Genomic DNA, 14720 nt, shown 5'->3' on the forward strand with positions numbered 1-14720 from the left:
GACTTATTCATTTTACTATATTTCTCTAAGTGATGTTTCGAATGAACAATCTATTCTATCATCGCTTTCAGCAATTTAATAGAGTCCTCCATGGAATCTGTTGACACAGGAATCGTAGCATACATAACTTCTCGTGTGTAATTCAAATCTTGAAATACTTTCATTTCAGAAATAGGTATAGCGAATAAATGCGTCTCCATAGCCACATCATCAGTGTTCGAATCTAGGACACCCGCTTCAAATACTCCTGTTGGGTACTTTTCAGCGTCAAAATTCTGATCAAGCACGACATGAGTTCCATCCATTGCATATAACTTCATTACATCTTCTGGGAGAATAAAAATCTCATGTTCACGAGCTGCATATTCAATCAATATTTTTTGTTCATTGTATATCGGTGATGTAGATACCTTGATATTAAACTCTTCACCAAGCTTTTCTTGTAATTTCTGTGTTAAAGGCTCTCTAATTTCAGAAGGATCTAAGAAGTCATCTGTTATAAATATGGAGACACTCGAATTATCCTTTCCACAACCTGCTAATACCATCAAGGCCATTCCAATCAATAGTATTTTTCCAATCAATTTCATTATGTCCTCTCCCATCTCTAATTTATTCAATATATCATATTGGGTCGATAGATCAAAAAAAGAGGCTCTTTTAAAAAGAGTCTCTTTTTTTGATCAGTCTATTTTTTGGATGAGAAGTATCTCATATATTCATTGATTTTCAAATCTAGTAAACTACTAATGTTGATGACAATATCTGAAGTGAACGATTGCTCTTGAACGAATAGTTGTTCCATCTGTTTACGGAGAAGACTAATCTCATCTTTCAACGTAAACTCTCTTTCTAAAGAGTCAATCGTTTCGCATGACCATTTATTACGGTTCCCTTCGGCGATATTACTTCCCCGATATGTGGGTATGTCATAATCAGCACAAAACAATTCAAATCCCTCCTTAGATAGTTCATATTTGCTTACAAAGGGAAATTATAGCATATCTCATTGTTAGAAACAGTGATTTTTTTGTAAAAATAAAAAATAATATTTTATATGGTTCTATCCCTTTTTCAAGTGATCAACAAAACCGCCTATTCTTTCTAATGCTTCGCTTAGTTGAGCTACTGATGTTGCGTATGAGCAACGAAGAAAACCTTCGCCTCCAAGTCCAAAAACATTGCCTGGAACAGCTGCAACTTTAGCTTCGACGAGCAATCTTTGTGCGAATTCATCGGATGAGAGCCCTGTTTCTTGAATACTAGGGAATGCATAAAAAGCCCCTTGTGGTTCATGACAATCTAGTCCAATATCACGGAAACCTTGAACAATCAGTCGTCTGCGTTGGTTGTAGGATTCTACCATGCGATCTTTTTCCCTTAATCCATTGGTCAAAGCTTCTAAAGCTGCCACTTGGCCCATCACAGGAGCACACATAACTGTATATTGATGTATTTTCAACATAGCTGCAATAAAGTCCTCATGTGCACATACATAACCCATTCTCCAGCCTGTCATAGCAAAGGCTTTAGAGAATCCACTCACCAGTAAAGTACGTTCTTTCATTCCCGGAATGGAGGAGAAACTAACATGTTTACTGTCACTATACGTAAGCTCTGCATAAATTTCATCTGAAATAACAATGAGATCATGTTTCTCAATCACTTTAGCAATAGGCAACCAATCCTCATATGTCATGATTGCTCCTGTCGGATTGCTTGGATAACATAACATTAATATCTTCGATTTCGGAGTTATCTTCGCTTCTAGCCCCTCGGCTGTTAGTTTAAATCCATTCTCAGCATTTGTCTCAATACCAATAGGGATTCCCCCACCGATAGTTGTGATCGGCGAATAGGAAATATAACATGGCTCTGGAATAAGTATCTCATCACCTGGGACAATCAATGCCCTAAGAGCTAGATCTATTGCTTCACTCCCCCCTACGGTGACTAATATCTGGTTGGAGGGCTCATATGCGACATTAAAACTATCATATAAATATTGACCAATAGCTTCTCGAAGTTCAGGTGTTCCTGCATTAGATGTATATCCGGTCCGTCCCCGCTCTAATGAATACACACAAGCTTCACGTACATGCCATGGTGTCACAAAGTCAGGCTCACCTACACCCAGTGTAATAATATCTTTATTTGCAGATACAAGGTCAAAAAACTTACGAATGCCCGAGGGAGCGATATCTCTAACGAGCGGTGCTAAATAAGACTCCATTGATTTCTTCTGCACTTGTGCACCCTCTTCATTCAAGATCATCACATTCACTCCTTCATGGTGAGATCATAAGACGGGGTTCAACTTCTTGATCCTCGTATATAATCCCAGCTTGTTTATATTTTTTTAGAATAAAGTTAGTTTTCGTAGAAAGAACTGAATCGATTGTCGAAAGTTTCTCGGATACGAAGTTCGCTACTTCTCTTAAGTCATGTCCTTCAACTTCAACTAGCAAATCATACGCGCCAGACATTAAATAAACAGATTTCACTTGAGGATATAAATATATTCGTTCAGCAATTCCCTCAAACCCACGTCCACGTTCAGGGGTAATCTGAACCTCAATTAACGCTGTCACTTTCTCATCTTCGACCTTGCTCCAATTTACAACGGCAGCATATTTCACAATGACATGATCACTTTCAAGTTCATTTATCGCTGTTACGATTTCTGCCTCAGTAGCACCTATCATCGTAGCCATCAAAATCGGTGTTCTTCTAGCATCTTCTTTCAACAGGTCCAATACCTTTAACTTTAAGTCATTAAGTTCCTTCATAAGTCAGCCTCCAGTGCTTGCTTTTCGTGGGCACTGATAATGTTACAATGGATATACCCGCAGAAAAGAGATTAATACATATATTACAATATTTTTATGTTTATGCATAGATAAACCGCTCCACCTAAGCTTGTACGAAATAAATCAATTAATATCCTACTTACTTAACCCTTCAATGAGTCTTAAACGGTCTGCTTCACATAGTGTATTATGGACATGAAAACAACCAGAACATACATAGATATCTACTGTAAAAGGTGGTTGCAGGACAGCTGACTGGAGAAAGGATACCTTAGTCGGTTGGAAATTAGAATCCGTTATCTGCTGCTGACCCGTAAGCAACATATATTCGTGACAGATAGGGCATTCTGGAACTTCTTCTTGTTGGTCTAATACCTTTTCAACCATCTCTTCATAATTCATCAAATCATGACTGCTCTCATATTTATCAAGTGCACGAAATGCTACAGGAGCATTGATGATATCCTGCTCCCAGAATGGTTCGATCGACGTTGGTTCATCATACGTATGAGACAATTTAGGTGTAGCTAACTCATCCTCTTCTGTATCAATATCTATATTGAGTGTACGATATTCATTCAATTCATTCTGGCAATGCGGACATTCAGATTCAGGACCTAATTCTTCATCCCATACAATTTCCGTCTGACACCACGGGCATACTGTTGTTTCCATGTTATTGTCCCCCTAGCTATTCTTCAAATAAATAATACCCGCTACAAAAAACAGAACAGCAGCGACAAATAATATGCGCGCCAAATTTTTCATAGGCATAATCCTCCTACTGCTGTGTATTAATGCAACTCAGCTACCGTTACACCATTCCCACCTTCACCATAATTACCTAAACGATAGTTTTTGACATGTTTATGTTTACGAAGATACTCTTGAATACCACTTCTTAATATCCCTGTACCCTTACCATGAATAATATAGACCTGACCTAGATTCCCTAAGAAAGCTTCATCAATGAAACGATCTACCTCCATCAACGCTTCTTCCAGATTGTCCCCTCGTAGATCCAATTCTGTTCGTACATTCTCATCTCGAGTACGCTTAACCATTGTAACTTGCTTCTTGATTTGCGGTTTATCAGACTTGTTAGCACTTAAGAGTTCTAAATCATCTAGACTTACCTTCATTTTCATTATTCCTAATTGTACAAGTGCTTCTTTGTTTCCAGTTAGCTCTACAACATGTCCCTTTTGATTGAGGCTATATACCCTTACCTCGTCCCCGGCCTCAATTGTTCGAACTTTAATTTGATTCTTTGCTGTGCTTTTCTTTCGCTGTTTGGGTTCCGCATCATCCAATTGTTTACGCGCTGCGATCAACTTATGTTCTTTGACCGAGGCACCTTCAGCCATCGCAAGCTCCCGTAATTCAGAAATAATTCTTTCTGCCTCTAAACGAGCTTTATCAATTATTTCTTGGGCATTAATTTCCGCTTTCTCCAGAAGCTTATCACGCGATTGTTCCAACTTCGCAAGTTCCCGTTGATGCGTACTTCTTAATACTTCCATTTCCATTCGTAGCTTCTCAGCTTCTACTCGTTCATCCTCAGCACGGTGTCGATTCTCTTCTAAAGAGGCAATCATATGCTCGACCCGCATATCTTCTTCCTTCACTTCACCCCGAGCGTAGTCTAATATATTCTGCGGTAATCCTAATCGTTCACCAATAGCGAATGCATTACTCCTGCCGGGTACGCCAACGAGTAAACGGTAAGTTGGGCTCAACGTAGTTACGTCAAATTCCATACTCGCATTAATAATACCTTTACGTTCATAAGCATAAGCCTTTAACTCACTGTAATGTGTCGTGGCGACCATCCTACAGTTATATCGATGGATATGCTCTAGAATAGAAATTGCAAGAGCTGATCCTTCCGCTGGATCTGTCCCAGCACCTACTTCATCAAGTAAAATAAGGCTCTTGGGTGTCATCTGCTTCAATATCCGAATTATGTTAGTCATATGACTAGAAAATGTACTCAAATTCTGTTCGATACTTTGTTCATCACCAATATCTGCAAAGATGGCATCAAATACACATAACTGGCTTTCTTCTTCTGTTGGTACAAATAATCCTGACATTGCCATCAAACTTAATAGTCCAATTGTCTTCAATGTCACAGTCTTCCCGCCTGTATTAGGGCCTGTCACGATAATTGAAGTATGCGAATTACCTAACTCCACATCAATGGGTACAACTTGATCCATAGGAATGAGTGGGTGTCTTCCCTTTCTCAACTTCAAGTATCCACGATCATTCATTGTTGGCATCGTTGCTTTCATTACATGAGCTAATCGCGCTTTAGCAAATATGAAATCCAGTTGACCTACCAGATCGATATCGATAATTAATAGGTCCGCCTGATCACCAACAAGGGCTGTTAATTTCTGCAGGATTACTTCAATTTCACGCTCTTCTCGCATATGTAGTTCTTTCAGTTTATTGTTCATTGCCACAATAACCTCTGGTTCAATAAAGAGTGTTGCACCCGAACCCGATTGATCATGAACAATTCCACCGAAATGAGACCGGTACTCTGCCTTAACAGGTATAACGAACCGATCCCCACGTATCGTCACAAGTTGGTCCTGAAGCATCTTAGAGACTGACGACGAACGAATCATCGAGTCCAATTTCTCACGAATACGAATCTCACCAGATCTCAGCTCTCTTCGTACTTGTGCGAGTTCTGAACTTGCTGAGTCCATAACTTCGGCACTATCATCTATGCATAACTTAATGGCATCTTCAAGAACTTTCTGTTCTGAAATTCCTTCACTAAGTGCATTCAGAATATTCACTTCTTCATCTTCGTGGATGTTCGTAATGAAGCGTTTAATTCTTCTAGATCCATAAGTTGTATTACTCACAGCAAGTAATTCATGAGGATTCAAAGTCCCTCCTAACTGTGCTCGCTTCACGGCATCTGAAATATTGGTAATCCCACCAAATGGAGGTGTCCCCTTTAACCGATCTACCGTATAGGCTTCATCTGTAGCTTTCAATAGTTGTATTACTGCTTCTATATTCGTCACAGGCTTAAGTTCTTCAACCATCTGTTTACCCATGCTTGTCTGAGTGTAACCTGAACATTTATTTAATACCTTGCGATATTCCAATTTCTGTAAAATCTTGTCATCCAAGAGTGTTCACTACTCCTTTCAATCTTCACTTTATTATAACGAAAGCACTTCAAATTCGCTATTCATGAATCTTCATATGAATAAGTTCCCCATAATTGAACACAATAACTCTTGCATAACAATGAGATCATGTGTAAAGGAGGCCGTTACATGCATTTCCTGGGTCATGTCGTTAGATTCATTGTAGCCGCAATTGTATTAATGATTGTGGGTTGGATCGTTCCACAATTTTCAATTGGAGGGTTCTGGAGCGCTCTTGTACTCGCTCTAGTAATCGCCTTGTTAAGCTGGGTTATCGAGGGAATATTCGGTAAACGAATAAATCCGTTCGGTCGAGGAATCGTTGGATTTCTAGTGAGTGCTGTGGTCATTTATATTGCCCAGTTCATCGTTGGCGGGGTCGAAGTAACCGTACTAGGTGCCTTACTCGCTGCGCTGGTCATTGGAATTATCGACCTTTTCATACCGGTTGCAACGCCTTATGATGCAGCTCGCGAGAATAGATAATTCCTTTATCAAGTGTGACCCTCATTTATCGATTCTTTATTTCGATCTTGAGAATCCATTCCAGATTAGCCCCTGTTTATAACAGGGGCTTTCCTGTATTAAGAAAACAATATAAAAATCTATAATAAACTTTCATTCTTTTATACGTTTTGTTCACTAAACATTCAAATCAAAATGTGCAAATATAGTTTATATAAGCTATGATATTACTATATTTGTCACATTATTGTCTTTGAAGGAGAACGGAATATGAGAAAAGCACTTGTATTTATTATGAGTTGTGTATTACTGATTGCCTTGACTGCTTGCGGCGGTGGAAAAGAAACCTCCACAAATTCCTCTAATGATGCGGTTACTGACACTGGAATTGCTCCAGCTGAGGAAATAGTTATAAAGGCCGTAAATTATAACTTCGACCAACAAGAATATCACATTAAAAAAGGTGTACCTGTAAAGATCGTATTCGAGAATGAAGAAGGTAATCATGGAGTAATGATTCCTGGATTGAATCTTCAACTATCCACTAAAAAAGCTTCTGCAGTTATCACACCCAATGAAACAGGTGAATATGAAATCATCTGCTCCGTATTTTGCGGAACCGGCCACGGTGGTATGGTATCTAAATTAATCGTAGAATAAAATACTACAATCCCCCATGATTAGTCCTTCCTTCACATGGGGGATCTTATTTATGTCTTTATCACTATTAATCTTGTTCAATCAGTTCAATCCACTCATTATATTCCGTTTGCAATTTTCTATACTCTTCATCAAGCTTGGAATGATCTTCTTTAAACTGTTTTGCCTGTTCTAGTTGCATATCATATTCCACCTGTAAAAGTCGATATTGATGAGCCATTAACTCAAAGGATTCTCCAATTTCACGCAATTCTAGATCGACGGTTTCTTTTCCTGAACGAAGTTCTTCTTTCTTCTGCTCTGTGGCTGCGATCTCCTGTTGCCAAAGTTCGAGTTCCTCCTTCAGCTTCTGTTCCTCTTCGACCCATCCTAAACGTTGACTTTCCATTTGCTGATATTGTTCCTTATAGTTCTCAAGAGAACGCCGCACGGCATTAAGCTCTTCTTGTTTCGTTGCTTCGAGTACAGCTGTTTCTGTTACTTTCACCTGTAACTCATTCAATAATCGTTCCCTCTCTGCCTTTTCCTCGGTCAACATAACAATCTCTAATCTAGCGTCCTCGTCACGCTTCTGTGTATTACGATACGCCTCTTGTACTTCCTCGTACTGTTGCTGAAGATGCAGTAATTCACTCTCAGCTGACTGACGGCTATTAAGTTCTAACACAACTTGCTCTTTCATGATGCTTAATTCATCATGAAGTTGTTTCATCCCAACTTCAAGTGTCTCATTCTGTTCATTCGTCTCTACAATACGTTGTTCTAAATCAGCAATTTCTTTGTTCCTTGTATCTGCTAACATCTTCCATGATTTCACTTCTGCCAGTAACTTATTTACTTCTCCTTCAAGTTTACGGGACGAAGCCGTTTGCTCATCAAGAGACTTTTGAATACTCTGGCATTTCGTTTCCGATTGCGTTAAGTTTGCTTGCAACGTATTAACATCATGATTTAATTTGACAACCTGATTTTGTAGGGTAGCTTGTTCATCCTTCGAAGTTTGTTCTCTTTGAAGGGATTGTTTATGTTTCTCATTCAATTGTACATGAGTTTCTTGGGCATCTTTCAGGCCCTTCTCGGCTTGACTCAACTTCGATTGTAGTTGAGCATTGCTATTTCGAAGGTCGTTTAATTTCTTCTCCACATCCTGAAGGGATTGTTTGTGCTTATTCTCTTGATTATTATGGTTGTCTGTTAGTTGTTGATTCTTAAGTGTCTCTTGACTAAGCAAAGACTTGTTATGATCAAGTTGTTTCTCTAATTCAGATTTCACACGCATGAACTCGGCTTGAAGTTCCTCTTTATCCTTCATCGCTATAGCGAACTGCTCTTGCTGACTAATAAGTTGCTTCCCCTGTTCAGCACGACTCTCTTGAAGTTGTACAATCTCCGATTTCAGTTCGCTCCGCTCACCAGTAAGCATCTTTAACTCATTGCGGACTTCCTGCATTTGGATAGCTTCTTCAGCCATATGTACAGCAGCGAGAACCGCAATTTTTGGCGTATCCAACCGGGAGTGATTCTTAGAAATAGTATTCATTCGTTCGTCGACATATAACGCAATCTTTTTCATATAGTCAGAACTACTTCCAACAATTTTATAAGAAGTCCCGTAGATTTCCACGGTAACGCTATTACGATCGGGTAAATTCACTGTTGTTCCCTCCTTCATATGTGTGTTGACTCTTAGATGTCTTATTTATTTTGAAATGTAAGAAAGTATAAGTTTTACGCTATACTTTATGACTTATATTTCTCGCTTAAACACTTACCGTCCTTATAAGGACGTCGAAGGCGTTTATGCTTGATGAAGCAAGTAAATTTTATCAGTTTTCCTTCAGGAAAAAAAGTCACATCAAATCTTTATGTCTAAGGATTCGATGTGACTATGTTCTATTCCTTCTATTTTCTTAATTCCGCAGCAAAAGATTGTTCCAATGCCGTTACTACTGTAGCATGCACCGTCGTAATTTCTTCATCGGTTAATGTACGCTCTTGATGGCGGTATACAAGTGAAATGGCGATACTCTTCTTGTTCTCACCTAATTTGCTTCCTGTGAATACATCAAATACCTGTACAGTCTGTAGTAATCCACCTGCTACTTCGCGGATCTTCGATAGAAGTGCTCCTGCTTCAATATTAGCCTCTACAACTACAGCTATATCACGCTCCACAGAGGGGTATCTCGGTAATTCCTGATATTTCACCTCATAATTAGTGTAATCATACAGAGGTTGTAGCAAGATTTCAGCAACATACGTATCTTCTAAATCACGATCAAGTTGTAATTGAGGATGCACCTGACCTAGTGAACCTAATAAGATTTTCCCACCACTATTGTTCTCTAGATAGATTGATGCTGAACGTCCGGGATGATAACCTTCAGGCTGATTGGCTACATAAGTGATCGCGTCTTGTAGTCCAAGGAAATTAAATAATGTTTCGAGCGTTCCCTTCAGATCGAAGAAATCCGCCTTCACCGGATTCACATTCCATTGCTTCTGCCCTATATTACCACTTAGTAGTAAAGATAGCACCGGTAGCTCTTTTGGCTGTGTAGTCAAAACTTTTTCCTTGGATAAGAAGATACTCCCTATTTCAAACAATGCTAAATCTGGATGCTTCCGATTCACATTATAAGTTGCAGCATCTAGTAATTGAGGAATAATACTTGTACGTAATACACTACGTTCTTCACTCATAGGCATAGACAGCTTAACTGGGTTATTATTTTTCGATAATATAGGGAATATACCTGTTAGATCTGGATGAGTGAAAGAATAGCTAATTAATTCCTGCAATCCACCATTCGCTAACAATCTTCTAATATCACGACGTAAGGCTTGCGGCTTACTATATGCTCCTGGTGTTGTAGGACCTTCAATCGGAGTCGTCGGGATATTATCATATCCGTAAAGTCTTGCAATTTCTTCCATAAGATCAACATCACTAGTAATATCACCGCGGCGAGTTGGAACACTGACATCGATAACCCCATGAGCCGTTTCTGCACAATCGAAATGTAGACGATCAAATATCGTCTTTACTTCCAACATCGATAATTCCGTACCTAGAATCCGATTCAATTTATCTAGACTCAATGCAATGATTACTTCTTCAATAGGAGCACCTACAGATTCTACAATACCTTGATGTATTTCCCCACCTGCATATCGTTCTATAAGTGCAGCAGCTCTGTTCAACGCAGGAATAATCGCACCTTGATCAACTTCCTTCTCAAACCGTAGACTCGCTTCTGAACGAAGACCTAATTGACGAGATGTTTTACGAACGACCCCACCATCAAAATGAGCCGATTCCAACAAGATATTCACTGTTTGTTCTGTCACTTCTGTGTTCGCTCCACCCATAACTCCTGCTAACGCTACGGGTTTTACGCCATCGGTAATAAGAAGCATATGTGGTTCCAACTTACGTTCTTGTCCATCTAGCGTAATCAACGTTTCGCCAGCTTTTGCAAGTCGCACATCAATCGAACCATTATGCAACTTATCTGCATCAAAGGCATGAAGTGGTTGACCATATTCAAGCATGACGTAATTCGTAATATCTACGATATTATTAATGGGACGCACCCCCGCAGCCATAAGACGATTCTGCATCCACTGCGGTGATGAAGTGATCTTCACTCCCGAAATATATCGAGCCGCATAATGATTACAACATTCTGGAGTACTAATATGAACTGCAATATGATTAGAAGCCGCATCGCTTATTTCATGAGTCTCATTTATAGGATTAGCAATATGAACTTCACGTCCTAGAATAGCTCCAACTTCATATGCTGCACCGTGTATACTTAAGCAGTCCGAACGATTAGGTGTAAGATCGAACTCAAGCACATAGTCATCTAAACCAAGCACATCACTAATCGGTGTGCCAATCTCTACAGCATCAGGTAGGACTAGTATTCCTTCCTGTTGGGCTTTTGGAAGTAACTTATCATTAAGTCCCAATTCCTTGGCAGAACAGATCATTCCTTGTGATAGTACTCCACGAAGCTTCGCCTTTTTAATCTGCATGCCATCTGGCATTTTAGCACCAATCAGCGCAACCGGAACCTTTTGGCCCACATCGACATTCTTAGCACCACACACGATCTGTAACTCTTCTTCCTGACCTGCATTGACAATACATACATTCAATTTGTCAGCATCAGGGTGCTTCTCCTTACTCACTACATAACCAACAACGATCTTATCTACGCCTTTATTGCGATTCTCTACTTCATCTATTTCTATACCTGCACGTGTAATTTGTTCTGCTAACTCCTCAGCCACTACGTTCTCTAATGCAACGTAATCTTTCAGCCATTCCATAGATACCTTCATGATGATCCCCTTTCTTCTTCCAAATTAGATCCTAGCGAACTGTTTCAAGAAAGCCATATCACTATTGTAGAAATGACGAATATCGTCAATACCATATTTTAAAATCGCAATACGTTCCACACCCATACCGAATGCAAATCCACTATATTTCTCTGGATCATAGCCACCTGCTAGCAATACTTTCGGATGTACCATACCACAACCTAGAATTTCTAACCAACCTGTCTGTTTACACATACGGCATCCACTTCCACCACACTTCACACAGGTTACATCTACTTCAGCACTTGGCTCGGTAAATGGGAAGAAACTTGGGCGAAGTCGAATTTGTGTATGTGGTCCAAACATTTCTTGTGAGAATTGCTGTAATGTCCCCTTAAGATCACTCATACGAATGTTCTCACCGATCACAAGACCTTCGATCTGATTGAACTGGAAGGAGTGTGTCGCATCATCATCATCACGTCGGTAAACTTTACCAGGACAGATTATTTTGACAGGAGATTTTCCATTCATGCTCTGCATCGTACGCATCTGCACTGGAGAAGTCTGTGTGCGCATTAACAATTCTTCTGTAACGTAAAAGGTATCTTGCATATCACGGGCTGGATGATCTTTTGGAAGATTAAGTGCTTCAAAGTTATAATAATCGGTTTCAACTTCTGGTCCTTCTGCAACACTGTATCCCATGCCAATGAATATTTCCTCAATTTCTTGAATAACCTTATTTAGTGGATGAATGCCCCCTTGAGGCATGCTTCGACCAGGTAACGTCACGTCAACTTTCTCAGCTTGCAACCTTTTCTCTGTTTCTTCCTTTTGATAAGCATTCTGTTTCGCCTCAATGACATTCTCAATAGCTGCACGAACCTCATTACCAACTTGACCAATCAATGGTCTTTCTTCTGCACTTAAAGTACCCATTCCACGCAAAATCTCAGTCAATGCACCCTTCTTGCCTAAGTATTTCACACGAAGATCATTCAGGCTTTCTGGTCCGGTCACCTCTTGTAACTGGGCTAGTGCCTCATTCTTCAAAGCTTCTAATCTTGCTTTCATAGCCTTTCAAGCCCCCTTAATTCATTGTTTTCAGTATATTTCAAACAAAAAAGGCCTTTCCTCCCGAAAAAAGGGACGAAAAGACCGTGGTACCACCCTTGTTAGAAGTCATGCATCTGGCTCCATAATATCTCTTATCATTACTGAGCAAAGCATAACTATCTCACTTTAAACGATGTAACGGATCGTGAACCGGTACCCTCTACTTAAGTTCAAGGAACTGCTCCGGAGGGAACTTCAACAGCCTGTTTCTATAGAAACGCTCTCAATCAAACGGCGCTTCCTCCCTGTATAGAGGTACTGCTTACTTTACTCCATCATGGCATTTCATTCATAGCAATCATATACAACAATTATAGCATAATTGAATCTACTGGCAAGCTTCTAGGACATTTTCAAGTATTATTAATGAAACTATTTTGTTGGCACATCATCATTATCCTTTAACGTATTACCTGCTCTTTTATTAAAAGCTAATTCAAAAAGGCCAGTAGCTGATAAACCTGCTAAGCCTCCGCCCCATAAACGTTCAACTGTCTGCAACTCCGTAAATGGGTAAAATGCTACTCCGAGTAGTATTCCAATGATTACCCCTACCAAAGGTATAATATTCTTAGGGACACTTATTGTTATTTTGACAAGTTGAACAACCGCCATCACAAATACAGCTAGTACCGAAGCAAACGCCAAGACATCATTTAAATTCTGATTCATCATCATTGATCACTACTCCTTAACAAGGATATGGAAATTCACTACAATTCCAATTGTGATAATAGTCCATGTGATGAAATTCTATTATTATATGTTTATTTTCTTCTAGAATGTTATTCACAAAAAAATACTTTTTACAATAAGAAAAAACCCTTGGATTACCAAGGGCTTGGAAATTTAATTTATGAAGCGGGTGATGGGAATCGAACCCACGCTATCAGCTTGGAAGGCTGAAGTTCTACCATTGAACTACACCCGCGAAAGGTCGTATCGGGACGACACGATTTGAACATGCGACCCCCTGGTCCCAAACCAGGTACTCTACCAAGCTGAGCTACGTCCCGTTGCTATCCTCATTCTCCACCAGAAGAATATTATAAAGGCAAAAAGTAATATATCATGATCATGGAATCATTGCAACTATTTTATAAAAAGGCGTATCAAATGATATTCTCATTTGATACGCCATAAGTTATTTCTTTTCAATTGTTACTTCTGGTGACATTAATTTATCATAGAATTCTCCCGATTTATCTTTGTCTTCTGTTGCTCTTAAAGCCATTGCTGAACGCGGATGTTCATCAAGTGCTCCTGTAACCATGTAAGGAATGATGTAACCCCACTCTTCCTTCTCACGTAAAGGAATCATAAGTTGTTCAATCACATCTAACACAGGACGAAGGTTGTATGTTGTATTCTTTAATTGTGATACAAGTAACTCTGTTGGGCAATTCCCTGCGGCACGACCCATTCCATAAACTGAAGCATCTAACAATTCAACACCAGCTTCTGAAGCAATCAACGTGTTCGAGAATGCCAGTTGAAGGTTATTGTGTGCATGAACACCTAAACGTTTATTAGGTAAATGCTTCTGGAATTTCTCTACTAAGAATGCAATATCCTTATGATCCAAACTTCCGTAAGAATCCACAATATAAACAACATCAACGGCACTATCCTTTATCATTTCAAAAGCCTCAATTAGTTCATTCTCCATTACATTAGATAGAGCCATGATGTTCAATGTAGTCTCATATCCGCGATCATGGAATGTTTGAACGAGTTGAAGAGCCTTGTCCACATCTTTTACGTAACAAGCTACGCGGATAAGATCAAGCATACTCTCTTTACGATCTAGAATATCATTCTCATCCACACGCCCAATATCGACTAAAGCGGATAATTTCGTAGTTCCTTTTTGCGGAATGACTTTTCGGAGGAAATCATCATCTAAGAACCGCCAAGGACCTGCTTGGTCTGCGCCCTTAAGTAATTTAGGAGAATTCTTATATCCAATTTCCATATAGTCAACACCGGCTTTATTCAATCCAGCATACAACGTTTGGACAAACTCTACACTGAAGTCCCAATTGTTAACTAGGCCTCCATCACGGATAGTACAATCTACTATTTTACATTGATTCATCTTCATACATCTGACTCCTCTCAACTACGCAATATTAACTCATCATACTTGAAT

General features: G+C 39.4%; 13 protein-coding genes, 2 tRNA genes and 1 other annotated feature. Of the genes, 2 read left to right on the forward strand and 13 right to left on the reverse strand.

Annotated features, from left to right (window positions below):
- Window positions 1-50 precede the first annotated feature (50 nt).
- From LPB68_RS07490 to LPB68_RS07515, 6 genes are all read right to left on the reverse strand, one after another.
- On the reverse strand, window positions 51-590 hold the full coding sequence (locus LPB68_RS07490; protein WP_068654186.1) for a hypothetical protein: 540 nt from the start codon (window positions 588-590) through the stop codon (window positions 51-53).
- A 98-nt stretch (window positions 591-688) separates the two neighbouring features.
- Entirely contained in the window at window positions 689-949 is a 261-nt protein-coding gene (locus tag LPB68_RS07495) for an aspartyl-phosphate phosphatase Spo0E family protein (RefSeq protein ID WP_068654188.1), read from the reverse strand.
- 114 nt (window positions 950-1063) lie between these two features.
- Entirely contained in the window at window positions 1064-2275 is a 1212-nt protein-coding gene (locus LPB68_RS07500; RefSeq protein WP_099458633.1) for an aminotransferase class I/II-fold pyridoxal phosphate-dependent enzyme, read from the reverse strand.
- 13 nt (window positions 2276-2288) lie between these two features.
- Entirely contained in the window at window positions 2289-2789 is a 501-nt protein-coding gene (locus LPB68_RS07505; protein WP_068654190.1) for an Lrp/AsnC family transcriptional regulator, read from the reverse strand.
- 156 nt (window positions 2790-2945) lie between these two features.
- The gene (locus LPB68_RS07510; protein ID WP_068654192.1) at window positions 2946-3485 is read right to left on the reverse strand and encodes a hypothetical protein; all 540 of its coding nucleotides are present in this window, start codon (window positions 3483-3485) and stop codon (window positions 2946-2948) included.
- Between the two features lie 119 nt (window positions 3486-3604).
- Window positions 3605-5968, reverse strand: coding sequence for an endonuclease MutS2 (locus LPB68_RS07515; RefSeq protein ID WP_068654195.1), 2364 nt, complete (start codon window positions 5966-5968; stop codon window positions 3605-3607).
- Between the two features lie 150 nt (window positions 5969-6118).
- Here LPB68_RS07515 and LPB68_RS07520 point away from each other — a divergent pair, with 150 nt between their 5' ends.
- Together LPB68_RS07520 and LPB68_RS07525 are read left to right on the forward strand one after the other, a co-directional pair.
- Window positions 6119-6475: a phage holin family protein gene (locus LPB68_RS07520; protein ID WP_068654197.1), complete on the forward strand. Its 357-nt coding sequence runs from the start codon at window positions 6119-6121 to the stop codon at window positions 6473-6475.
- 249 nt (window positions 6476-6724) lie between these two features.
- A complete protein-coding gene (locus LPB68_RS07525) occupies window positions 6725-7114 on the forward strand; it encodes a cupredoxin domain-containing protein (RefSeq protein ID WP_068654199.1) in 390 nt (129 codons plus the stop codon).
- Between the two features lie 67 nt (window positions 7115-7181).
- Here the strand turns inward: LPB68_RS07525 and LPB68_RS07530 are convergent, their stop codons facing one another.
- The 7 genes from LPB68_RS07530 to LPB68_RS07560 all read right to left on the reverse strand — a co-directional run bounded on the left by LPB68_RS07530 (window position 7182) and on the right by LPB68_RS07560 (window position 14672).
- Window positions 7182-8768, reverse strand: coding sequence for a cell division protein ZapA (locus tag LPB68_RS07530; RefSeq protein WP_068654201.1), 1587 nt, complete (start codon window positions 8766-8768; stop codon window positions 7182-7184).
- 248 nt (window positions 8769-9016) lie between these two features.
- Window positions 9017-11467, reverse strand: coding sequence for a phenylalanine--tRNA ligase subunit beta (gene pheT, locus LPB68_RS07535; protein ID WP_068654203.1), 2451 nt, complete (start codon window positions 11465-11467; stop codon window positions 9017-9019).
- A gap of 24 nt (window positions 11468-11491) precedes the next feature.
- Window positions 11492-12526, reverse strand: a complete 1035-nt coding sequence (gene pheS / locus LPB68_RS07540; protein ID WP_068654205.1) for a phenylalanine--tRNA ligase subunit alpha — start codon at window positions 12524-12526, stop codon at window positions 11492-11494.
- Window positions 12527-12594: 68 nt separating this feature from the next.
- Window positions 12595-12856 (reverse strand) — a binding site (T-box leader).
- Between the two features lie 84 nt (window positions 12857-12940).
- Window positions 12941-13243: a holin gene (locus LPB68_RS07545; RefSeq protein ID WP_068654264.1), complete on the reverse strand. Its 303-nt coding sequence runs from the start codon at window positions 13241-13243 to the stop codon at window positions 12941-12943.
- 185 nt (window positions 13244-13428) lie between these two features.
- Window positions 13429-13499, reverse strand: a tRNA-Gly gene (locus LPB68_RS07550).
- Between the two features lie 11 nt (window positions 13500-13510).
- Window positions 13511-13584 (reverse strand) — tRNA-Pro (locus LPB68_RS07555).
- 128 nt (window positions 13585-13712) lie between these two features.
- Complete coding sequence (locus tag LPB68_RS07560) at window positions 13713-14672, reverse strand: aldolase catalytic domain-containing protein (RefSeq protein WP_068654207.1); 960 nt, start codon at window positions 14670-14672, stop codon at window positions 13713-13715.
- Window positions 14673-14720: the final 48 nt, after the last annotated feature.

It is taken from the genome of Paenibacillus crassostreae (assembly GCF_001857945.1).
Lineage (GTDB): Bacteria > Bacillota > Bacilli > Paenibacillales > Paenibacillaceae > Paenibacillus_AQ > Paenibacillus_AQ crassostreae.